This window comes from Blastococcus saxobsidens DD2, from assembly GCF_000284015.1.
In the GTDB taxonomy this organism is placed as follows: domain Bacteria; phylum Actinomycetota; class Actinomycetes; order Mycobacteriales; family Geodermatophilaceae; genus Blastococcus; species Blastococcus saxobsidens_A.
In genome coordinates, this window is the sequence record NC_016943.1 from 1,580,716 (window position 1) to 1,602,718 (window position 22,003).

Consider the following 22,003-nt stretch of genomic DNA (forward strand, 5'->3'; position numbering starts at 1 on the left):
CGCCGCGCGGTGCCTGGGCATTCCCGGACGTACCTCGGGGCAGCCTGGGTCAGGCCCCGGCGGCACGGGGGCCGACGATCCCGGCGTGGCGGAGCGGGCAGCGGGGCACGAAAGCCGTGCAGGTCCCAATCGCTCCGGCCACGCCGAGCACTGCGACCAGTGCCGGGAGTCGCGCGCCGTCGGGGGCCTCCTGGACGAGCACGAACACGCCCATGGCCAGGACGAACCAGCCGAAGGACCGCCGCAGGGCATCGGCCGGGATGCGGTCGATCAGCCGCGCCCCGAGCAGGCTGCCGATGACGGCGGCGACGGTGACCGCCCCGACCAGCGGCCAGTCGAGCGACACGGTGGCCAGGTAGCCGGTGAGGCCGGCGAACGACTTCATGGCGATGACCAGCAGCGAGGTGCCCACGGCCACGCCCATCGGCAGCCCGCCGAGCAGCGCCAGCGCCGAGGCGACCAGGAAGCCGCCGCCCGCACCGACCAGGCCGGTGACCAGGCCGGCGACGACGCCGTCGAGAAGGACCCGGCCCAGGGGCAGCTCGGCGTGCGCCTCCGTGGCGTCCCTGTTCTTGCGGCCGCGCAGCATGGCGACGGCGGTGGCGACCATCATGAGGGCGAACGCGATCATCAGCAGCTGCCCGGGCAGGTGCCCGCCGACGAGCCCGCCGACGAGCCCGCCGGCCAGCGCGCCGGCCATGCCGGCGGCGCCGAACAGCAGACCGGTGCGCCACCGGACGCGGCCGGCGCGGGCGTGGCCGAGCACGCTCACCGCGGAGGTCACGCCGACCACCACGAGCGAGGCTGCGATCGCTTCCTCGGCGCCCATGCCGACCACGTAGACCAGCAGCGGCACCATCAGGATCGACCCGCCGCCCCCGAGCAGCCCGAGGGTGACCCCGACGACCGCGGCGAGGGCGACGGTGAGCGTGATCAGCACCGGCTCACCGCTTCAGGAACGGTCGGTCGATCGAGCAGGCAGCGGATGCGGTGCCGCGGCGATTCCATGGCATCCTGGCGAGGGCCATCCCCATCGCGCAGGTGTTGGTCGCCGCGGCGAACACGAGGCCGCCGCCGACGAGGCCGGACAGCCACTTCGCCCGGGGCGCGACGAGGCTGCCGAGGATGCCGGTGAGGACCAGCGAGCCGGCGGCGAAACGGACCTGACGCTCGAGGTCCCACACCTGTCGGCCGCGGTTGAGCGCGCCCCCGGTCTTCTCCCCGTCGACCATGCCGCCGGACAGCACAGTGCTGTCGGCCAGGCCGGCCGCCTGAGGGCCTGCTGCGCCTGTCCGGCGCGGGCGCCGGAGCGGCAGACCAGGACGACGTCGGAGTAGTGCAGCATGCCGTGCAGCTCGTCCAGCTGACCGCGGAGCTCGTCCAGCGGGATGTTGACCGCCCCGGGAACGTGCGCGGCGTCGAACTCCACCGGCGTGCGGACGTCGATCAGCTCTGCTCCCATGTCCCGGGCGGCGGGCGCACGGGGAGGCGTCCACGTCGACGCCGTCCTGGTCCGCGCGGCCAAGGACGTGGCGCGCGCCGCCATCGGCGCGCCGACGTCAACGCGCTGACGTCTGGCACGCCGACACGCCGGCACGCACGAGCATCCGGCCGTGCTCGGAGCCGGGAGTCGCGCGCGGACCGATCGAGGCATGGCCGACACGTCGGCCGACGGGGTGCGGAGCGTGGTCGGAGTCCGAGCGCCGCGGCTGACCACCGCCGCGCCGCAGAGGGACGTCCTGACGAGCCGCGCGACGGCCTTCGGGCGGGAATCGACTCCCGGTTGAGGAGGCGGTCCGGACGCGGGAGGACGCGAGCCGCGCCCTGCCGAAGGAGGACCCGTTGCCGGCCGACCAGGGGGCCTCGGTCAGACGGGTGCTGGGCGACCGCCGCCGCGGGCTGCCCGAATGACCTCGACAGCGGTTTCAGCCCGCATGGCGCGACGGCGAATCGGCAGAGAGTGTCCGTCCAGGGGAACTCGATCGAGCTCATGCCCAAGGTCGGCGAAGGGTGCGCCGCCCCGCCGTTGTCCGCGGGGCCGCGGCGCGTCGTCGCTAGGTCAGCGCGGGGTGCTGGCGTCCGGCACGAAGGACGCGCCGTGACCGGGGATGATCAGCGTGGCGATGTCCAGCACCCGCTCCCTACCGGCTCGGAGGGCGGCGCCGTCCGTGGCCAACGGGTCCTCCGGCGGGCCCGCCTGGAACCACCACAGGTGCGTGAGCGCCACCGTTCCCTCGGCCGTGTCGACGAGCGTGGTGATGTCCTGCGGCGTGTGCCCGGGGGTCTCGATCAGTCGGATCGAACCCGAGATCTCGAACCCCTCGGCGGGCCGGGACAGCCACGTGTCGTCGCGATAGATCGCCATGTGGTCGTGCATGCGGGCCCGCGGGAACAGTGCCGCGTTGACGGTGTGGTCGGGGTGGTGGTGGGAGAAGACGATGTCGGTGATGTCCTCGGGTGCCACGCCGAGGTCCCGCAAGGGGTCCAGGATGGAACTGCGGCCGCGGACCAGGCCGGGGTCGACGATCAGGTGGGTGTCGCCGTCCCGGACGTAGGTGACGGTCGAGGCCACCGACCAGGGGGTCGGGCTCATGTCCGCGTACCCGTCGGTCAGCACGTGCACCTCGGCGGAGGTCGACGGAGGTCGAGATGAGTCGGTCGTCATCCGGTCATCCTGCTCGCGTCCACTCGGTGGCACTACTCGATCGCAGTGGCTGCGCCGGGCCGCGGGCCATCCATCCAGCCGGTCGGCGGGTCCGTCGCTCGGTTGCCGCCGCCGGCCGTCGTCCCGGTCAGGACGCAGGGGCCCCAATCTGCCTGCGCGCATAGGACCGGGCTGCACGGACGCGGTCCCCGCATCGGGTGGAGCACCAGTGCCGGCGTGCATGTGTGCGCAGCAGAAATCGATTGCACGGAGGCGCGTCGCAGCGCGCGATCTGGGCGGACGTGCTGCTCGTGAGCAGGCCGGCGGCGTCCTCGGCGACCTGGGCCATCGCGTGCTCGACGAGCTGGGTCACGGGATGCTCCGGTTCCCGCCACAGTCCCGTGGTCGGGTGGTAGCGGAGCAAGGGCGCGCTCGGCACCTTCGTGAGGGTCCGGTTGACCGCGTCCAAGGCGTGCTGCGGGGGTGTGGTGCCGGCCACGTGGGCCGCGAAGAGGGAGCGCAGGTGACCCCGCAGGCCGGTGAGCTGGTTCTGGCAGTACGCGAGGAGCGACGTGTGCTCCGGGACGAGGCCGTGGCTGATGAGCCAGCGGGTGGCCTGCTCGGGGCTGCCCAGTTCGTCCGCCTGCTGCCCGCTGGGGAGGGTGACGATGCTGTTGATCAGCGACAGGCTGACGTGCTCGTCTGCGCCTGGCGCCGGTGGGAGTGGAGTGATCGCCATCTCCCTCACGGTAACAGTGCACGTTCTCCATGAGCAGCCTGGTAGCGTCGGAATCACGCGAAACCGCGCTGTTTCCCATGAGAGCCAGGAGTTCCATGATCCCCGCACGCCCGTCGGGCACTGCTCCGTTCGTCTTGTCGGTGCTGGACAACGCACACACCGCAGTCGGGCAGACCGTCGAGGAAGCCTTCGGGGAGATCATCGCGCTGGCCCAGCTGGCAGAGCGGCGGGGGTACGAACGGTTCTGGATGTCGGAGCACCACGCGATGCCGGCCGCGGCGACGTCGTCGCCTCAGTTGATGGTGGCGCGGTTGACCGGCGAGACGGACCGCATCCGGCTCGGTGCAGGCGGAGTGATGCTGCCCAATCATGCGCCGCTGGTCATCGCCGAGCAGTTCGGCATGCTGGACGCCCTGGCGCCCGGGCGGATCGATCTGGGGCTGGGTCGTGCACCCGGGACCGACCTGCCCACCGCCATGGCACTCCGCCGGCACCACGGCGCCAATGACGACTTCCCGCAGCAGGTGCTGGAACTGCTCGGGTTCCTCGGTGAGGAGTTCCCGGACGACCACCCCTACCGCAACGTCCACGCGGTCCCGGGACCGTGGCAGGCCGACCAGAACCGCGTGCCTCGCTCGACGACGGCGCCGGACGTCTGGGTCCTGGGATCGTCGCCGTACTCTGCCCGCCTGGCGGGCCAGCTCGGCCGCCCGTACGCCTTCGCCCTGCAGTTCGGCGACGCGGACGTGGTCTCGGCCATGCGGCTGTACCGGGAGAGCTTCCAGCCGTCCGCCGTCCTGTCCGAGCCGTACGTGCTCCTCAGCGTCGGCGTCGTGGCGGACGACGATCCGGCCGAAGCCCGACGCCAGGCGGCGTCATCGGCCATGGCCATGCTGCGGATGTTCCAGCGCAAGCCCTACAGCCTGCTCCCTCCCGAGGAGGTCGAGGGATACGTGGCGACTGCGCAGGAGCAAGAGGTCCTCGAGATGTACACCCGCCGGTTCCTCAACGGCACCGGGCCAGAGGTGGCGACAGCTCTCGAGCGACTCCACGCCCAGGCCGAGGTGGACGAGGTGATGCTCGTGGTCATGGGGCACTCTCGTCGCGCGCAGGCGCGGACGCTCGAGGTGATCGCCGACCACTACGAGCTCCCCGCGCGCTGAGGTTCGGGCATGCGTGGCACCGCTCGTGTCGGTGAGGGCTGCTCAGGGCGCGCAGACCACCGCGACGTGCTGACCGGGGGAGCGGAGGGGCCCGTGTGGGCGAGCAAGGCGGGCGAGCAGTTGGCCGATCTGGTCCGACGGGGTGGGACGCGTCCGTGGGGCTGGGCCGGGCTGCCGCGCGCCACGCCTCGGCACGCATTCCGAGCGAGTGCGGTGATGGTTGTGGCCAGACCGGTCACCGACGACGTCGCCTTCCTGCTGCTGCGGCGTGCCTGGACGATGCGCCACCACCCCGGCGAGTTCGCCTTCCCCGGCGGCGGCATCGAAGCGGGCGAGACCCCGGTCGCGGCCGCGATCAGGGAATGCCACGAGGAGACGGGGCTGCTCGTCGAACCCCGGCAGGTCCTGGGTGTCCTGCCAGCCTTGGCGTTGGAGGCGAGCGGCAATGTCGTCACCCCGGTGCTCGCCTGGGCCGGGGACGGGGCTCGCGATCATCAGCAGGGTCGATGGTTCGACCGGGAGACGCATTCGACCCACTGGGTGCCCAGGGGACACCTCGCCGACCCGGAGCACCGCACCACCATCACCGACGGCGAGAGCTGGACCGGACCTGGGTTCCTGCTGGACGGCTCGTGCATCTGGGGCTTCACCGCGAACGTCCTGGACTGGCTGCTCGACGAGCTGCACTGGAGCCGCCCCTGGAACAGGTCCCGTCTGCACCGGGTGGCACCAGGGACGAGCTCCCGCGCAGGCGGGGTGCCGGCCATGCAGTGAGCCCCGTACCGACCTGATCGGCCGCCGTCCGGCTGCCGACCAGCTCTGCGCTCCACGCCTGCCACGAGAGACACCACACCAACGCCGCCGCCCGGCGGAACTGACGAGGAGGACCCATGTGTCGAGCTCTTGCCTGCAAGACCTGCGGGAAGACGACCTGGACGGGCTGCGGTCAGCACGTCGACCAGGTGATGGCAGGCGTGCCTTCGACCCGGCGTTGCCCGGGTCATCCACGCGCGGAACGCACCGGCGGCTGGCTGGCCAGACTCATTCGCCGCTGATCCGAACGCCGATTACGGCGGCGCGGCGACCGAGCCCCGCTCCATCACCGGTGGTGATGGAGCGGGGCTCGGCGGTCAGCGCGTGGCCCTCGTGAGGGCGCCGGTGACCGGCTCGGCGCTGGTGGGACCGCCGTCGGCCCGATCGGCGGTGAACGCCGTGAAGCGTCGCAGCCGCAGGCTGTTGGCCACGACGAATACCGAGGAGAACGCCATCGCTGCGCCGGCGATCATCGGGTTGAGCAGGCCCGCGGCGGCCAGCGGCAAGGCGGCCACGTTGTAGCCGAAGGCCCAGAACAGGTTGCCCTTGATGGTGCCCAGCGTCCTGCGGGACAGCCGGATGGCGTCGGCGGCGGCCCGCAGGTCACCACGGACCAGGGTGAGGTCGCTCGCCTCGATGGCCACGTCGGTGCCGGTGCCCATGGCCAGGCCGAGGTCGGCCTGGGCGAGTGCAGCGGCGTCGTTGACGCCGTCGCCGACCATCGCCACGACCTTGCCCTCGCCTTGCAGTCGCTTGACGACGTCCACCTTGTCGGCGGGAAGCACCTCGGCGATCACCTCGTCGATGCCCACCTGACCGGCCACCGAACGGGCCACGGCCGCGTTGTCGCCGGTCAGCAGCACTGGCGTGAGACCCAGGCCGCGCAGCTGTCGGATGGCCTCGGCGGACGTTTCCTTGATGGCATCGGCGACCACGAGGACGCCGCGCGCGGCGCCGTCCCAGCCGACCGCGACCGCGGTCTTGCCCTCGGTCTCGGCCGCGGCCATGGCCCGCTCCAGGTCGATGCCCAGGTGCATCGACCAGTCGGCCAGCAGCCGGGCGCGCCCGACGAGCACGGCGTGCCCGTCGACGACGCCTTGCACTCCGAGGCCCTGGATGTTGGCGAAGCCCTCGACCGGCGGCAGATCGCCGACCTGCTCAGTGGCGCCCTTGGCGATGGCCTGGGCGATCGGGTGCTCCGAGGCGTCCTCCAGCGCGCCGGCCAGCCGTAGCACCTGCTCGCGGTCCTCACCCGGCGCGACGACGACATCGATCAGGGTCATCCGGCCGGTGGTGACGGTGCCGGTCTTGTCGAGGACGACGGTGTCGACCTTGCGGGTGTTCTCGAGGACCTCGGGGCCCTTGATCAGGATGCCCAGCTGGGCGCCGCGGCCGGTGCCGACCATGAGCGCGGTCGGCGTGGCCAGCCCGAGGGCGCAGGGGCAGGCGATGATCAGAACGGCGACCGCGGCGGTGAACGCGGCGGCCAGCCCGCCACCGGTGCCCAGCCAGAAGCCGAGGGTGCCGACGGCCAGGGCGATGACCACCGGGACGAAGATGCCCGAGACGCGGTCGGCGAGGCGCTGGACCTCGGCCTTACCGTTCTGGGCGTCCTCGACCAGCCTGGCCATCTGGGCGAGCTGGGTGTCGGCACCGATGCGGGTGGCGCGGATGACGAGCCGGCCGCCGGCGTTGACGGTGGCACCGACCACGGTGTCGCCGGGTCCGACCTCGACCGGCACGGACTCGCCGGTGAGCATCGACGTGTCGACTGCCGAGGAGCCCTCGGTGATCACGCCGTCGGTGGCGATCTTCTCGCCGGGGCGGACGATGAACAGGTCACCGGCGGCGAGCTGGTCGGTGGGGATGCGCTGCTCGGTCCCGGCGCGCAGCACCGACACCTCTTTCGCGCCCAGTTCGAGCAGGGCACGCAGGGCGGCGCCGGCGCGGCGCTTGGAGCGGGCCTCGAAGTAGCGCCCGGCGAGGATGAACGTGGTCACTCCGGCGGCGGCTTCGAGGTAGATGTTCCCCGACCCGTCGCTGCGGGCGATGGTCAGCTCGAACGGATGCGTCATGCCGGGCATCCCGGCGGTGCCGAGGAAGAGCGCGTACAGCGACCAGGCCAACGCGGCGATGGTGCCCATCGAGACGAGGGTGTCCATCGTGGACGCGCCGTGACGCAGGTTGGTCCAGGCCGCCTTGTGGAACGGCCACGCACCCCAGACGACCACCGGCGCGGCCAGGGTGAGCGAGAGCCACTGCCAGTAGTCGAACTGGAGGGCGGGGATCATCGCCATCGCGATGACCGGGACGGTGAGGACCGCGGAGATCAGCGTCCGCTGCCGGAGGCTGCTGACCGGGTCCTCGGCAGCCGGTGTGGTCGCCTGGTCGCCGTCCGCCGAGGCCTTCGGTCGGGGGAGGGCAGCGGTGTAGCCGGTGCTCTCCACCGTCGAGATGAGGTCCTCGGCGGTGACGTCACCGGAGAAGATGACCTTCGCCTTCTCGGTGGAGTAGTTGACCGTGGCGGTGACGCCGTCGAGCTTGTTCAGCTTTTTCTCGATACGCGCGGCGCACGAGGCGCAGGTCATCCCGCCGATCGCCAGCTCGATGCTGTTGTCGCCGGCCGTCGCCTTCCCGGCTGTGTCGGGTGGTGCGGAGCTCATCGTCGTCGTCCTTCGATCGTGCTCGAGGTGGGGGAGGGGGATGTCAGTCGTGGGCGTGGCCGGCGTCGCCGTGCTCGCCCGTGCCGCCGGAGGTCGGAGCCCCGCTGGTGGCTGCGGCGACGGTGTCACCGGCGCGGACGGTGAACTCGGCGGTGCGCACGACGTCGTGGTGCTGGAAGTCCAGGAACAGCCGGTAGGTCCCGGCCGATGGCGCGGTGGCGTAGAAGGTGATGTCCGGACCGGGTGGGGTGGTGCCGTCGCCGGGCTCACCGGCCGGGTGCACGTGCAGGTAGGCCAGGTCACCGTCGCGCAGGGCGACCAGGTGCCCGTAGGCGCCGAGGTAGGGCTGCAGGTCGGTGACCAGTGGCCCGTCCCGGCTGACCGACAGGGTCAGCTGCGACTCCTGGCCGGTGGCCATCGCGCCGGCGAGGGTGACGGTGTACCCGTCGACCTCGGCCGTGGTCGACGGCTCGGGCAGCGGCTGAGGGGTGTAGTCGCCGGCGACGGCGACGTCGGCACCCAGGACGAGCGCGGCGTCCTCACCGGCCGGGTCGAAGTCGGCGAACAGTCGCCAGTCACCGGCGGTCAGGCCGAGCGAGATCGACCACGTGCCGTCGGCGGCGAGCTGGGGGTGCACGTGCTGGTAGCCGGTCAGGTCACGGCGCACCGCGATGAGGTGCAGGTCCTCGTCGTGGGCGGTGTCGTAGGCGGTCACCGGCCGGCCGTCGGGACCGAGGATCCGGAACGACACCGGGGTGGCGGCGCCGGCCGGCAGCCGGCGGGCCACGTCGAGGGTGTAGCCGTTCTCCGAGATCTGCAGGCCCCCCGGTCGGTGTGCGCCGGTCGTGGCGGTGTGCTGGCGGGTGGTGCTCATGGGGGACTCCGTGTCCGCGTCGTGGGGGGTGGCGGTGTCGTGGGCTGCATCGGGGCCGACCGGGCCGACGGCGTTCCCGAGGCCGGCCGTGGCGCCGAAGACGGCGACCAGGCCGAGCGTGAAGGCGCCGAGCTTGGCGGGGGTGTTCATCCGGGTTGCCCTTCTTGGGTCGCGCCCGTTCGGCTCCGAGTGCGCCGGCGTCGGGTGTGTGGGCAAAGCGGCGGGATCAGGAACGGACGAGACGGGCGATGGCCTGGGAGGCCTCACGGACCTTCTCGTCGGCCTCGGGCCCGCCCTTCTGCGCGGCGTCGACAACGCAGCCGGCCAGGTGCTCGTCGAGCAGGCCGAGGGAGAACGACTGCAGGGCGCGGGTCGCCGCCGACACCTGGGTCAGGATGTCGATGCAGTACTTGTCGTCCTCGACCATGCGCTGCAGGCCGCGGACCTGGCCCTCGATGCGGCGCAGCCGCTTCAGGTGCTCATCTTTGGCGTGCGTGTAGCCGGCCATGTCGTTCTCCTCGTGGCTGGTGTGTAGAGGTGGAGCCGGGGCGGGCAGCTACTGAATCGGCGCCCGCCCCGGATCCGGGTCAGGCGGAAACGACCTCGTAGCCGGTCTCGTCGACCGCCTCGGCGACCGCGTCGGCGGAGATTGGCTGGTCGGACTCGACGCTCACACGGCCGGTGGCCACGTCGACCTGCACACCGGTGACGCCGGGGATCTTGGTGATCTCGGCGGTCACCGAACCCGCGCAGTGCCCACAGGTCATGCCGCGAACGGTGTATTCAGTGCTGCTCATGGTGGTGCTCCTCTCGGCACGGGGCGTGACCCCTCGTGGTATGCGGTACAAGCCTTACCCCTGGGGGGTATCTTCCGCAATGCCACGTGACCTCTCTCACGGCGGCGCCCGGGCTCAGTCGCGGTGAGTGCAGTGGCAATGGGGTTATGCAGGCGGCGTTGCTCGAGGTCGTCGACGACGCCCTCGGCTCGGCCGCGGTGCCGGTCGCTGCGGCCGCGCGAGCAGGGGCGGCGCCCCGCCGGTGACGCCGCTCACTGCTCCTTGCACAAGATACCCCTAGGGGGTACACCTGTTGAGGGGTCCCGCTTAGGGGACCTCACGACGTCTCACGAGGGCCAGGAGTTTCCTCATGTCTGCCGCATCGTGCGCCCGGTCTCAGATCTCCGCGGCTCCACCCGACGGTCGTCGGCTGGGTCTGTCGCTGCTCGTGATCGCCACGGCGCAGCTGATGCTGGTCCTCGACGACAGCATCGCCAACATCGCCCTGCCGAGCATCCAGGCCGACCTGGACGTCTCCGCGGCGGACCTGCCGTGGGTGATCAACGCCTACGTCCTCGTCTTCGGGGCGCTGCTGCTCTTCGGCGGCCGGGTCGGTGACCTGTTCGGCCGGCGCCGGGTGCTGCGGATCGGCCTGGTCGTGTTCGTGGCCGCGTCGCTCCTCGGCGGCCTGGCGCCGAACACCGGGCTGCTGATCGCCGCCCGCGCCCTGCAGGGTCTGGGCGCGGCGCTGGCCGCCCCGAACGCGCTGGCGCTGATCGCCACCACCTTTCCGACCGGCAAACCGCGCAACTCCGCGATGGCCGTCTACGGCGCCATGTCCGCGGTCGGCATCGTCGCCGGTGTGCTGCTCGGCGGGGCGCTGACCGGGCTGCTCGACTGGCGTTGGGTCTTCTTCATCAATGTCCCCATCGGCCTGGCGGTGCTCGCCGGCACCGGCGCGCTGGCCGAGGGCGGGCGCGGGCGCGGCCGGCTGGACACCCCGGGCGCGTTGACCGGCACCGGGGCGATGGTCGCCCTGGTCTACGGCATCACCCGCGCCGGCGAGCACGGCTGGACCGACGCGCTGACCCTGGCCGCATTCGCCGTCGCCGCAGTGCTGCTGGCCGTCTTCCTGGTGCTGCAGTCACGCGCCGACCTGCCGCTGCTGCCGCTGGGCCTGTTCGCCGACCGCAACCGGGCCGGCTCCTACGCCACGATCCTGTTCATCGGTGCCGGGCTGATGGGCTCCTTCTACCTGCTGGCGCTGTTCCTGCAGCAGGTGCTGCAGTTCGGCGCTCTGAAGACCGGTCTGGCCCTCCTGCCGTTCGCCGTTGGCATCATCCTGGCGTCGGGCATCAGCTCCACGCTGGTGGCGCGCCTCGCGCCACGGGTCGTCGCCGCGCCCGGCCTCGTACTGGCCGCCGGCGGCATGTTCTGGTTGTCCACGCTCACCGTGGACTCCTCCTACGCCTGGCACGTCGTGCCGGCGCTGTTCTTCACCTCGTTCGGTCTCGGCCTGGCGTTCGTGCCGCTGACCCTCACCGCCGTGCACCGCGTCGCCGAGGATCGGGCAGGGGTCGCCTCGGCGCTGGTCAACATGGCCCAGCAGATCGGCGCCGCACTCGGCCTGGCGGTGTTCACCACCGTCTCCACCGCCGCCGCGGCCGAGAGGCTGCCCGATGCCGCACAGGTGCTGCAGGAAGGTGTGGCGGGCGCGGACACCGGCGCCGTGGCGAGGGCCAGCGAGGCGCTGGCGCAGGGCTACACCAGCGGCTTCCTCACCGGTGCGGGGCTGCTCCTGACCGCCGCTGGCCTCGTCGCCGTCACGGTGACCACCCGGGGAACCCAGCGGGCCGCCGACACCCGCCAGGGTCCCGGGCGGGGTGGAGGCAGCGGGCAGTGAGCGACCCCACAGCCACTGACGGGAACCGGCGGCCGTCGCGAACCGACTCTGAGGGGGTGCGCACTCTTCTGGCGGCGGCGTGGCCGTGGGTCGCGACGGCGGCCCGCGTTCTCCTCGGTGGCGTCTTCATCGTCGCCGGAGCGCTGAAGATCCCCGACCCGGCCGCCGCCGTCCGCGCGGTCCGCGCCTACCAGGCGCTCCCCGAGGCGCTGGTCGAGCCGGTCGCGTTCGGGCTGCCGGTCCTGGAGATCGCCGTCGGCCTGGCTCTGCTGGCTGGCGTCTTCGTGCGCACGGCCGCGCTGGCGTCGGGCGTCCTGCTGGTGGTCTTCATCGCCGGCATCGCGGCGGCCTGGGCGCGAGGCCTGCAGATCGACTGCGGCTGCTTCGGCGACGGCGGTCAGGTCGCGGCCGGTGAGACCGAGTACGGCAGCGAGATCGTCCGCGACCTGGCACTCCTGCTGCTCGCCCTGGCCCTGGTCCGCTGGCCCCGATCGCGGCTGGCCTTGGGCACCACCTACGACACCCACTGAACCGCTAACCGCACTGAAACGGAGCTTCCTCGTGCCCACTGAGAACACCCGCACCCGCTCGAACACCGCCGCCCGTCAGCGCCAGGAGGCTCGCCGTGCCGTCGAGGCTGCGGCGCGCGCATCGGCGCAGCGGCGCAGCCGCACGTTCATCGGCGGGGGAGGATGTCCCGAGTTCCGTAGAACTTCGGTGGCGGCCCGTTGTGCGTCAGGCTGCGACGACCTCCTCATCATGCACGGCGGGTGTGACAGTTCCGGTGATCTCGGCGTCGAGCGCGGCGCGCAGCTTCGCCAGGTGCAGGTGGCCGTTGACCCGGCGGAACTGCTTGCCGGCCTCGACCATGCCGGCGGCGCACCAGCGCAGGGCCATCTGCCCGTCCCGCCAGCGCTTGACGTTGCGGGCGTGATCACGACAGATGGAGATCATCGACTCGATCGCGTTGGTCGAGCGCAGCGTGCGGGCCAGCGTGGGCGGCACCCCCAGGCGCAGCACGGTCAGCGTCTCGTGCAGGCCTTCGCGCAGGCTGGCAGCCGCGCTCGGGTGGGTCTTGTCCAGCTCCCGGGCCAGCCCGGTCAGCGCCGCCTCGGCCTCTAGCGCCGAGTCGGCGTGGTAGGCCGCGCGCATCTTCGTGCCGACCGGGCCGCGTAGCCGCTGCGGTAGTCGGTCCTGAACGTTTCGGATCTTGTGCAATTGGCAGCGCTGGATCACCGGGTGGTCGAAGACGTCGACCACGGCCTTGCGCAGCGCCTTCGCCCCGTCGATGCCGACCAGGATCGGCCGGCTCACGTCCAGCCCCCGATCGCGCAGGCCGACCAGCAGGTCGGTGACCACCGTGGCGTTCTCCGTCGCCCCCTCGACCAGGGCGAGGGGGTGCTTGACCCCCTCGGAGTCGATGCCCAGCGCGACGACGCAGCAGGATTCGCCGAAGTGCACCCCGTCGACCATCAGCGCGACCAGGTCCAATGCGGACAGGTCCGCGGCAAGCAGCTCGGCCAGGGCGGTCTCGGTCATCGCCACGAACTTCCGGGACACCGCCGACTTGCTCGTCGCCTTCGCCGCCGCGCTGACGTGGTCGCCGACCGGTTCCAGGCCAACCCGGTAGCGGCGGGTGGACAGGCCGGCCAGCATCCGCTCCATCGCCATCGACCCGAGGATCTCGGTGCCGCTGAACAGCTCGTAGGTGGGCACGGACAGCTCGCCGGAGCCGTCAGCGGCGCGCACCCGCGGACGGCTCACTGGCACCCGCCGCCCGCCCAGGGTCACCGACCCGCGCTCGGAGCCGTGCCGGACCGCGGTCCGACCGGCATCGTGCTTGCCCTTCGGCCCGGCCATCCCGGTCACGTCGGCCTCCATCAGCGCCTGCATCACCTGCAGGCCGGCGCCGACCGCGAGGGCGAGCAGGCCCTCACGCATCGTGCCGGCGATCTCGGCCATCGCCACATTCACCCGCTCCGGCACGACGACTCCGTCGCCGGTAGGCGTGTCGATCTTGTCCTTCTGGTACTTCTTGGTCACGGCGGTCCCCTGCTCGAAGTGGTGTCTTGGCGGACGCCCAACACCTACCTCACGGCCGGTGCGGGCGGGGGACCGCCACCTCAACTTCTACGAGACCCGGGACAACCTCTCGGCGGGGCGATCGCCGCCGTCGTCGTGCTCGTCGCGATCATCGTCGTCGGCGTTGTGCAGAGTCAGCGGACGGCCACCTCCGCTGATGCCGCCGTGCCGGGCAATACCGTCGCCGATGGCACCGCCGTCCGCATCGGGAATTCCGACGCACCGGTGACCGTGACCGTCTATGAGGACTTCCTGTGCCCGGCCTGCAAGTCCTTCGAGGACGTCCTGGGCCCGACCCTGGCCGACCTCGTGGCGGAAGGTGCCACCGCGGTCGAATACCGACCGATCGCCATCCTCGACCGCATGTCGCCCGACGCCTATCCCACGCGCGCTCTCAACGCTGCCGGGGTCGTCGCCGACGCCGCCGGCCCCGAGGCGTTCCTCGACTTCCACGACCTGCTCTTCGCCAACCAGCCGACCGAGGGCGGCCCGGGCCTCTCCGACGAGGACCTGATCGCCCTCGCCGAGCGTGCCGGCGCCACCGGTGAGGCCGTCGAGTCCGGGATCAGCGGGCTGGTCTACGAGGACTGGACCGAGCGCGTGACCGAGGAAGCCAGCCGCGACGGCGTCAACGGCACGCCGACCGTGTTCGTCGACGGCCAGGTGCTCGACGTGCGGACGCCCCAAGGACTCGAGGACGCCGTCCGGGCCGCCGCAGCGGACTGAGTTGCAGGAGCAGTTCCGGTCGTGAGCTTCCCCCGCTCCCAGAAGGTGCGGAACGTCGGAGATCCGCTCCGGCAGTCGGCCGCGACGCTCCGGCCGCGTGAGGGAAATGGGATCCGGCGCGGCCGGCGCGGGCTGTCGAGACGCTCCCGCGGTGGAAGATCGCGCGGGCCGTCCCTCACGCGCTTTCGCTTCCTCGAAGCGTGGGCAGGTGGCTGACGGGCAGCGACGCCGGACTCAACCGACCGTGGGCGCGAGGGCGAGCGGTGGCGTGGGGCCCGACTCGTCGCGGTCGCGACCGACGGGCACGGTCATCGGATTCGTGAGGCAGAAGAGGTCCCCACGGATCAACGTGTGCCGGCATTCGATAGCGACCCCCTGACTCTGACTCGTGGCGATCCGGCGGACGGAGAACGCGGCGGACGAGGGTGTCAGGCCGAGGGCCGCGTGCTCCGCGTGGGAAGGAACGACCGCCCGGACCGTCTCGTCTCCGCCGGTCACCACGATGCCGGTGGCCTGGAGTTGGTCGTAGACGCTGGTGTCCGTGAAGCCGACGGTCGTCAGCGGTTCACCGATCGCCGCGGGCATCCACACCCGGCCCAGCGCGGGCGGCACACCGTCGGCCAGCCCGAGCCGCTCCAGGTGGAACAGCGGTGTCGACTTCTCCAGGCCAGGACAACGGCGAACATGCCGTCGGCTCGAATGTCTAGCCCCGGGCACTGAGCCGCCAGGCGTAATCGGCGGCGCCGAAGGCGGCCACTCAGGGCCACGAGCGCGATGGGGCTAGCTGCCGTGGCGGAGCGTGTGTGCGGCCCGGTGCAGGTCCGAATCGTCTGTGAAGTAGTGAGGCGAGAAACGCAGGCCATTGCCGCGCTGTGAGCAGCGGACGCCCCGCGACAGCAGACGTTCGTGCAGAACGTGGGGCGCATCGGTGGGGCTGCTGGCGATGACGATGCCCGAGCGGCGGTCCCGCTCCTGTGGGAGGTGGACGTCCATCCCAGCTTCCTCCAGAAGTGCCGCGAGGTGTTCGGCCCGCTCGAGGATCCGGTTCTCGACCCGCTGCCGACCGAGCTCGTGCACCAGGTCGACGGTGGCGCCGAGGCCCGCGATTCCAGCGCTGTTTTCCGTGCCGGACTCGAAGCGGCGGGCGTCCTCGGCGAGACGCGGTTCGTGGTCGAATGCGAACGGGTCCTCGACGCTGAGCCATCCCACCGTGGACGGGTTCAGGCGCTGCATGGCCCGCCGCGACAGGTGGATGAAGCCGATGCCGAAGGGGCCCAGCATCCACTTGTGCGCGCTCACGGCGAGCACGTCGATGCCCAGGCGCTCGACGTCCACGGTGACTGCTCCTACGGCCTGGGTGCCGTCGACGACCAGCAGCACATCGCTGCTCTGACAGGCATCCCCAAACGCGGCCAGGTCGTAGCGATGACCTGAGGAGTACTGCACCGCGCTGATCGCCAGCACCCTGGTGCGGTCGTCCAAGGCCGTCAGCACGTCGTCCACCGCGGCCAGGCCACCTGTCATGGGCACCTCGCGGACCTCGACACCTCGACGCCGCAGCTGCAACCACGGATAGAAGTTGCTGGGGAACTCGCCGGCGGGAACGACGACGTTGTCGCCGTCGCGCCAGTCCACGCCGTTGGTCACCGTCGCCAGGCCGGTGCTGGTGTTCTGCGTGAAGGAAATTTGCTCGGCTCGGCCATCGACCAGACGGGCCACGGAGGCACGCACTGATTCGGCGTGCACACGCCAGCCCGGCGCAGCCGCGATGCCTCCTCGCTCGTGGGCCACGAGAACCCCCGTCATGGCTTCCCGGACGCGGGACGAGATCAAGCCGACGGCCGCCGCATCGAGGTACGACACGTCCGCCGTCCCCGGATAGAGCGTCCGCACCTGCTCCCAGGTCAGCGGCGGCGGCTCACTGTCGGGACTGGTCATGACCGCGGAACCTACCTGGCCGAGCAGTTTGGCCAGGGGCGTCTACCCGAAGCACGTTCGCGGCCAGCTCTCCATGTCTCCGAAGCCGCTCCCCAGGGACGAACGTTGCTGGACGGGCAGTAGGACGGCGGCTTGGTGCCTGGCCCGCCCACACGTGTCCATGCAGCAGCCGCCACGCTGCGGGCCAGTGCCCACCGAACTCGGGAGGAACATCGGGCCTGCACCGGACCGTGGATACTCGCGGCATGGTCACGGACGGTGAGTTCGCGGACTCCGACGTGCAGCGAGCGCGCCGGGACACCCCTGGCGTGGCGAACCGGGTGCACCTGAACAACGCCGGGGCAGCGCTCATGCCGGCCGTGGTGGTCCAGACCCTGATCGAGCACGTCGAGCGCGAGGCAGCGATCGGGGGCTACGAAGCCCACGCCGAGGCCGCCGACCGCGTCGAGGGCGTCTATGACAGCCTGGCCCGCCTCGTCGGCGGCCACCGCGACGAGATTGCCGTGGCCGACAGCGCCACGCTGGCCTGGCAGCGACTCTTCTACTCCCTGCCGCTGAGCGCCGGCGACCGCATCCTGACCACCACCGCCGAGTTCGCCTCCAATTACGTCTCCTACCTGCAGGCGATGCGCACCAAGGGCGTCACCGTGGAGACAATTCCTGACGACGCCTCCGGTGCGTTGGACCCCGCCGCGCTCGAGTCGATGATCGACGAACGCGTCAAACTGATCTCCATCACATGGGTGCCCACCAACGGTGGTCTGCGCAACCCCGCCGCCGCCGTCGGTCGCATCGCACGACGGCACGGCATTCCCTACCTGCTGGACGCCTGCCAGGCCGTGGGACAGATGCCCATCGACGTCGAAGCCCTGGGCTGCACCATGCTCACCGCCACGGGCCGCAAGTTCCTGCGCGCTCCGCGAGGAACCGGTTTCCTCTACGTGGCGCAAGACTTCCTGCGCGACCTCGAACCGGCCTTCATCGACCTCTACGGCGCCCCCTACAGCGCCCCCGGCGGCTACCAGCTGCGCCCGGACGCCCGCCGCTTCGAGACGTGGGAGACCAACTACTCCACACGCCTGGCTCTGGGAGCCGCGGCCGAGTACGCGATGAGCTGGGGGCCGGAGCAGATCGAGCGCCGCTGCACCCAGCTGGCGGAGCAACTGCGCACCGGGCTGCAGCAGCTCAGTGGCGTCACCGTGCGCGACCTGGGTGAGCACCAGTCCGCCATCATTACCTTCAGCCACGACGCCGTCCCGGCCCAGCAGGTCAAAGAAGCGCTCGCGCGCAGCGGCATCAACGCCTCGGTCACTCCGCCGACCTCCACACCGCTGGACGCGGCCGCGCGCAACCTGCCGGACCTGGTGCGCCTATCGCCGCACTACTACAACACCACCGAAGAGATCGCTGTCGCGCTCCGCGCGTTGGAGGGCACCACCGCCTGAGCACCTTGACCCCATCGTCAGGTCGTCTGCTCGACCCACTTCGGGAGCCGCCCTGCGACCAGACCTTCATACGACGCCGCCCCGCTCAGCGATCGTCGTCTGGGATGTAGAACAGCCGTGGATGGGCGGTCACTGCACACCGCGTGGCGACTAAGTGGTGTCGGCTCGCCAGCATCGACGACTGCCCTGGTGTCGCACTCTCGCCGGTCGTGGACGACGAGCCGGAGCTGACGCTCGTGCGGGTCTTCCCGGACTACGGCGCTGAGTGGCCGGGTCTGGAGACCGGACGACCTCATCGCGCACCGAGAGGTTCTCGCCACGGCTGGTCGCCGACCTCCGCGGGTGGCACGAGCGGTGGCAGCGCGAGCGCGGGAAACCGGAGCGCTACCGCGGAACTAGCGCCCCTACTCGTCAGTGCGCCTGGGCCGTCTGGCGCGGCACCTCGCCGCCGAGTTCCACTGCCTTGCTGACGTGCGCACCGACACGGGGTCGAGCACTGACGCGGAAGCCTGAGGCCGGGCAGCCGCTCGCCTCTCCGGCACCGGTGGTGCCAATGGCGCCGTGCGGATGGTCTACGGACCTAGATGGCTGCTGGCCGGCCGGCCCGGCCTTGTCCACCCGTCGGATGGTTCACCAGCCCGGTGGGTCAGGCCGCTGCCAGCGCCTCTGCGGCCGTGTAGAGGACGTCTGCGCATGCGATGGTCTCGGAGATGCTGACCCACTCGACCTCGGCGTGCGCACCCTCACCGGACGGGCCAAGAAGCACGGTCGGGATGCCAAGCGCGGAAATGAACGCCGAGTCGGCCCAGTAGCTCATTCCGACGACCTCAGCCTCGACGCCGAGGGCATCGCGGATGGCGTCGCCGACGACCGCGACCAGGTGCTCGTCCGGGGAAGTCTGCATCGGCGGGCGGTGCAGCACGGTGCGTGCGGTGACGTTGAGCTGGGAGTCGGCGTCGCGGCAGGCCTGCAGCAGCGCCGCAAGCTCCGCTTCGACGTCTGCGACGGACTCATCCGGCAGCGTGCGGCGCTCGATGGTCAGGAGGCAACGGTCGGGAATGGTCGAGGCCTCCACGCCGCCGCTGATGACGGAGGCGTGCACCGACGCAGGACCAAGAAGCGGGTGCACGCGGGACTTCAACGACTCCGTGAGGCGCTCGAGCTCGACCAGGATCGGACCGGTCTTGACGATGGCGTCCACACCGAGCTCGGGCCGGGACCCGTGGGCGGCGAGGCCGTGGACCTCGATGTCGGTCCACACGAACCCTTTGTGAGCGATGCCAACCGTCATCTCGGTCGGCTCACAGACGATGGCGGCGTCGGCCTGGAGGTTCTCCACGAGCCGCTGGGCTCCGAGGCTCGCGTGTTCCTCATCGGCGACGCCGGCCACGACGACGGAGACGGGAAGGTCGGCTTCGTGGGCGCGCTGGCAGGCCACCAGGCTGGCGGCCAGGCCGGCCTTCATGTCGTAGGTGCCGCGTCCGTAGAGGCGGTCTCCCTCGACGCGCGGCAGCAGCGGGTCGGTGACGCTCGCCAGGCTCACGGTGTCGAGGTGCCCGCACAACAGCAGGGTCGGGATGCCAGGGGCTGGGGGTCGGGACTCGACGATGACGTTCGGCCGGCCCGATCCGTCGTCCTCGACGCGGGCGGTCAGGCCGCGCTCGGTCGCCCACTGGTGGATGTAGGCGGCCAGCGGGCCTTCGCCGGCACCGGTGGGGTCCAGCGCCGGGTTGACCGACTCGATGGTCACGAGTTCCTTGAGTAGTCGGATGACCTCGGGGTCGCCGTCGACCGGCTGTGTGGTCGGGGATAGCCCTGCGGTGTCCGGGAGCTTGGTCATCGGGCGTCCTCGGCCCGGGCGGCGGTAACGTCCTGGGCGGCGGCGGGGCGGGGGCCTTCGGTGTTGAGCAGCACGATGGTGCTCTCGCTGGTCAGGCCGAGGCTTTCGCGCAGCTCGGGGGCGGATGCGGCGATGCGCGCGGCGGCCATGGTCGCGGCGCCGCACGGGCCGGCTTCAACGGCGAGTGCGTTGAGCGTGTTGACGGCGTCCGCCGCCTGCTCGTCGGAAACTGCTACGACGCCGTCCATGCCGTCACGCAGGTAGGGCCACGCCAGGGACGAGGGTGTGCCGCAGTTGAGGCCGTCCATGATGGTGGAGGCAGTGGCGATCGAGGTGGCGCGACCGGCGCGCATGCTGACCTGAATGCAGGCCGCGGAGTCGGGTTCGACGCCGAGGACGGCGATGGAGGCGGAGTTCGGGTGGCTGCGGTAGTGCACGACCGCAGCCTGCGCCAGTGACCCGACGCCCATCGGGGTCACGACCAGGGCGCTGCCGTGCTCAGTGGGATCACCGAGGGCGAGCTGGTCGTCGAGTTCGGCGAACAGGGTCGAGTAGCCGTCCACGATCCACTGCGGGATGTCCTCATAGCCGGGCCAGGCGGTGTCCTGGATGAGCACCGCGTTGGGCTGCCGTTCGGCCTCGTCGGCGGCCAGCTGGACGGTCTTGTCGTAGTCCTCGGAAAGCACGGATACGTGGGCACCCTCGGCCTGGATGGCGCGGATCGAGGAGGGGGTGACCACGTCGGGGACGAAGATGTGGGCCGGAACGCCGAGCAGGCGGGAGAACCGGGCGACCGCGCGGCCGTGGTTGCCGTCCGTGGCAGCCACGAACTGCAGCGGCCCAAGGGTCGCTACGACCCCGCGGAGGCTGTCCCAGTCCGTGGGGGTAATGGTCCGACCGGCGCGCTCGCAGATGACGCGGTACATGGCATACGACACCCCCAGGGCCTTGAAGGCCGGCAGGCCCAGACGCGAGGACTCGTCCTTGACCACCACGCGCGCGACGCAAAGCAGCTCGGCAACGGCCGGTAGGTCGACAGCCGGCGTGGGCGCGTAGCCCGGCAAGCCCTCGTGGAATACACGGATGTCAGCGGGAGCGGGCGGGCAGGTCCACGCCCGTGCGTCGGGGTGCGCGAGCCAGGACCCGGCGGCGATGGCCGCCGGAGAAGACGTAGGGGAGGGAGTCGTTGTCACTCGTCTACGGTCTCTCACCCACGCTGCTGTCGTGAAGTGACGATTCGCGAACATCAGTGTTCGATGTCTCCGATGCTCTTGGAGGTGGCGACATGTGGGAGCTTCCGCGATTGCGCCTGCTGAGGGAACTGCATCAGCGCGGCACCAGCGCCGCCGTCTCTGTGGCTCTGAACTACAGCCCCTCGACCGTGTCCCAGCAGCTGTCCCCGCTCGAGACCGAGGTCGGCGTGAGCCTTAATGAGCCGGCCGGCGACGGGCCCTCGCAGTGTGGGCTGTGCCCGCCGATGCCGAGGCGGGTGCAGTATTGGCCGCAGGCGTGGTGCCACTGCTCGCCGTTGGTGGGTGCATGCACACTACGTGCGCATCGTGCCCGGTCCCGCGACCAATTCGATTTCGACGCGCGCCCCGAGAGGCAAGCCTGCGACCGCTACGGTGGTCCGCGCCGGATACGGCTGGTCGAATGCTCTTGCGTAGACTTCGTTGACGGCCGCGAAATCAGCCATGTCGACCAGGTAGACATTCACCTTCACGACATCCGAGAGAGTCCGGCCGGCGGCTGCGAGCACCTGGCCGAGATTTGTGAAGACGCGGTGCGCCTGCTCTGCGACGTCGCCGTCGACGAGGGCGTTCGTCGCGGGATCGATCGGTGTCTGACCTGAGAGGTAGAGCATCCCGTGTTGGTCGTGGCCCGCGGCGTGTGCGTAGGGGCCGACCGGAGCGGGAGCATCAGGAGCGTCGACAGTGAAGCGAGGCATGATCGTTAGTCTGCCCCGCGGGAGCTTGTGGGGGCGACTTTGCGACAGTGGCCCGCCCGCGGGAGCTGGTCGCCATGCGCGTCGCGCTGTTCGATACCAGGACAGTCCACCGTGGCCGACGAGAGGCTGACCGGGATGACGCCACGCCGGTGTGCCTTTCCAGGCCGCGTGGCGAGGCGCTCGATGACGGCCTCACCGTCGGTGAGGTGACGGTCGATGCCTTCAGTCCTGTACGCCGACGTCGACATCCCGCAGAGCTGGACGCTTGTGGTCAGGCTGCTCGGCCCGCTCGCCCCACTACCCGCCGTCGGCCGGGCCGCCGCGCTCGGCTCGGCCGCCCTGCTCCTGCTGGTGCCGACCGCTCTGCTGCTCCTGCCTGCATCCTGACCGGGGGACCTTCGAGCACAGCTGTCGCAGCGGTCGGCGCGGGGTTCCAGGGGGCCAGTGGC

At 71.2% G+C, this 22,003-nt stretch carries 21 protein-coding genes and 2 pseudogenes; 8 read left to right on the top strand and 15 right to left on the bottom strand.

The window, feature by feature from the left end:
* Positions 1-49 precede the first annotated feature (49 nt).
* From BLASA_RS07445 to BLASA_RS07460, 5 genes and pseudogenes are all read right to left on the bottom strand, one after another.
* Positions 50-940 carry a sulfite exporter TauE/SafE family protein gene (locus BLASA_RS07445; protein WP_014375462.1) on the bottom strand — a complete coding sequence of 297 codons (891 nt, stop codon included), beginning with the start codon at positions 938-940 and terminating at the stop codon, positions 50-52.
* 4 nt (positions 941-944) lie between these two features.
* Positions 945-1,232 (bottom strand): YgaP family membrane protein, encoded by a 288-nt coding sequence (locus tag BLASA_RS25525; protein WP_014375463.1) that lies wholly within the window; start codon positions 1,230-1,232, stop codon positions 945-947.
* Positions 1,233-1,279: 47 nt separating this feature from the next.
* A pseudogene (locus BLASA_RS26555) lies at positions 1,280-1,462 on the bottom strand (rhodanese-like domain-containing protein); the annotation flags it as partial.
* 597 nt (positions 1,463-2,059) lie between these two features.
* Positions 2,060-2,665, bottom strand: a complete 606-nt coding sequence (locus BLASA_RS07455) for an MBL fold metallo-hydrolase (protein WP_014375466.1) — start codon at positions 2,663-2,665, stop codon at positions 2,060-2,062.
* A gap of 127 nt (positions 2,666-2,792) precedes the next feature.
* Positions 2,793-3,383, bottom strand: coding sequence for a CGNR zinc finger domain-containing protein (locus BLASA_RS07460; RefSeq protein ID WP_014375467.1), 591 nt, complete (start codon positions 3,381-3,383; stop codon positions 2,793-2,795).
* Positions 3,384-3,478: 95 nt separating this feature from the next.
* Between BLASA_RS07460 and BLASA_RS07465 the strand changes: the two genes are divergently transcribed.
* Positions 3,479-4,546, top strand: coding sequence for an LLM class flavin-dependent oxidoreductase (locus tag BLASA_RS07465; RefSeq protein ID WP_014375468.1), 1,068 nt, complete (start codon positions 3,479-3,481; stop codon positions 4,544-4,546).
* A gap of 216 nt (positions 4,547-4,762) precedes the next feature.
* Entirely contained in the window at positions 4,763-5,320 is a 558-nt protein-coding gene (locus BLASA_RS07470; RefSeq protein ID WP_419761016.1) for an NUDIX hydrolase, read from the top strand.
* A 356-nt stretch (positions 5,321-5,676) separates the two neighbouring features.
* Here BLASA_RS07470 and BLASA_RS07475 read toward each other — a convergent pair whose 3' ends face one another.
* The 4 genes from BLASA_RS07475 to BLASA_RS07490 all read right to left on the bottom strand — a co-directional run bounded on the left by BLASA_RS07475 (position 5,677) and on the right by BLASA_RS07490 (position 9,693).
* A complete protein-coding gene (locus BLASA_RS07475; RefSeq protein ID WP_014375470.1) occupies positions 5,677-8,022 on the bottom strand; it encodes a heavy metal translocating P-type ATPase in 2,346 nt (781 codons plus the stop codon).
* A gap of 43 nt (positions 8,023-8,065) precedes the next feature.
* A complete protein-coding gene (locus BLASA_RS07480) occupies positions 8,066-9,046 on the bottom strand; it encodes a hypothetical protein (RefSeq protein ID WP_014375471.1) in 981 nt (326 codons plus the stop codon).
* Between the two features lie 76 nt (positions 9,047-9,122).
* Positions 9,123-9,404, bottom strand: a complete 282-nt coding sequence (locus BLASA_RS07485; protein ID WP_014375472.1) for a metal-sensitive transcriptional regulator — start codon at positions 9,402-9,404, stop codon at positions 9,123-9,125.
* A 79-nt stretch (positions 9,405-9,483) separates the two neighbouring features.
* On the bottom strand, positions 9,484-9,693 hold the full coding sequence (locus tag BLASA_RS07490) for a heavy-metal-associated domain-containing protein (RefSeq protein ID WP_014375473.1): 210 nt from the start codon (positions 9,691-9,693) through the stop codon (positions 9,484-9,486).
* Between the two features lie 349 nt (positions 9,694-10,042).
* Between BLASA_RS07490 and BLASA_RS07495 the strand changes: the two genes are divergently transcribed.
* Complete coding sequence (locus BLASA_RS07495; RefSeq protein ID WP_014375474.1) at positions 10,043-11,575, top strand: MFS transporter; 1,533 nt, start codon at positions 10,043-10,045, stop codon at positions 11,573-11,575.
* 56 nt (positions 11,576-11,631) lie between these two features.
* The gene (locus BLASA_RS07500) at positions 11,632-12,105 is read left to right on the top strand and encodes a MauE/DoxX family redox-associated membrane protein (protein ID WP_014375475.1); all 474 of its coding nucleotides are present in this window, start codon (positions 11,632-11,634) and stop codon (positions 12,103-12,105) included.
* A 205-nt stretch (positions 12,106-12,310) separates the two neighbouring features.
* Here the strand turns inward: BLASA_RS07500 and BLASA_RS07505 are convergent, their stop codons facing one another.
* Positions 12,311-13,618, bottom strand: a complete 1,308-nt coding sequence (locus tag BLASA_RS07505) for an IS256-like element ISBsa1 family transposase (protein ID WP_014374930.1) — start codon at positions 13,616-13,618, stop codon at positions 12,311-12,313.
* A gap of 21 nt (positions 13,619-13,639) precedes the next feature.
* Here BLASA_RS07505 and BLASA_RS07510 point away from each other — a divergent pair, with 21 nt between their 5' ends.
* Positions 13,640-14,383: a DsbA family protein gene (locus BLASA_RS07510; protein ID WP_231839571.1), complete on the top strand. Its 744-nt coding sequence runs from the start codon at positions 13,640-13,642 to the stop codon at positions 14,381-14,383.
* Between the two features lie 234 nt (positions 14,384-14,617).
* Here BLASA_RS07510 and BLASA_RS07515 read toward each other — a convergent pair whose 3' ends face one another.
* Both BLASA_RS07515 and BLASA_RS07520 read right to left on the bottom strand, forming a co-directional pair.
* Positions 14,618-15,100, bottom strand: coding sequence for a GntR family transcriptional regulator (locus tag BLASA_RS07515; RefSeq protein ID WP_166486503.1), 483 nt, complete (start codon positions 15,098-15,100; stop codon positions 14,618-14,620).
* A 63-nt stretch (positions 15,101-15,163) separates the two neighbouring features.
* Positions 15,164-16,321, bottom strand: a complete 1,158-nt coding sequence (locus BLASA_RS07520; protein ID WP_014375478.1) for an aminotransferase class V-fold PLP-dependent enzyme — start codon at positions 16,319-16,321, stop codon at positions 15,164-15,166.
* 308 nt (positions 16,322-16,629) lie between these two features.
* On the opposite strand from BLASA_RS07520, the gene BLASA_RS07525 reads away from it, so the two are divergent.
* A complete protein-coding gene (locus tag BLASA_RS07525) occupies positions 16,630-17,766 on the top strand; it encodes an aminotransferase class V-fold PLP-dependent enzyme (RefSeq protein WP_231839572.1) in 1,137 nt (378 codons plus the stop codon).
* A 646-nt stretch (positions 17,767-18,412) separates the two neighbouring features.
* Here BLASA_RS07525 and BLASA_RS07530 read toward each other — a convergent pair.
* The gene (locus BLASA_RS07530) at positions 18,413-19,606 is read right to left on the bottom strand and encodes a M20/M25/M40 family metallo-hydrolase (protein ID WP_014375482.1); all 1,194 of its coding nucleotides are present in this window, start codon (positions 19,604-19,606) and stop codon (positions 18,413-18,415) included.
* Positions 19,603-20,853, bottom strand: coding sequence for a diaminopropionate ammonia-lyase (locus BLASA_RS07535; protein ID WP_166486504.1), 1,251 nt, complete (start codon positions 20,851-20,853; stop codon positions 19,603-19,605). The genes BLASA_RS07530 and BLASA_RS07535 overlap by 4 nt, the downstream gene beginning before the upstream one ends.
* Positions 20,854-20,891: 38 nt before the next feature.
* Here BLASA_RS07535 and BLASA_RS26560 point away from each other — a divergent pair.
* A pseudogene (locus tag BLASA_RS26560) lies at positions 20,892-21,026 on the top strand (LysR family transcriptional regulator); the annotation flags it as partial.
* A 126-nt stretch (positions 21,027-21,152) separates the two neighbouring features.
* Here the strand turns inward: BLASA_RS26560 and BLASA_RS07540 are convergent.
* Positions 21,153-21,554: a Rid family detoxifying hydrolase gene (locus BLASA_RS07540; protein ID WP_014375485.1), complete on the bottom strand. Its 402-nt coding sequence runs from the start codon at positions 21,552-21,554 to the stop codon at positions 21,153-21,155.
* A 216-nt stretch (positions 21,555-21,770) separates the two neighbouring features.
* Between BLASA_RS07540 and BLASA_RS24915 the strand changes: the two genes are divergently transcribed.
* Positions 21,771-21,941 carry a hypothetical protein gene (locus BLASA_RS24915; RefSeq protein WP_014375486.1) on the top strand — a complete coding sequence of 57 codons (171 nt, stop codon included), beginning with the start codon at positions 21,771-21,773 and terminating at the stop codon, positions 21,939-21,941.
* The last annotated feature ends 62 nt before the right edge of the window (positions 21,942-22,003 follow it).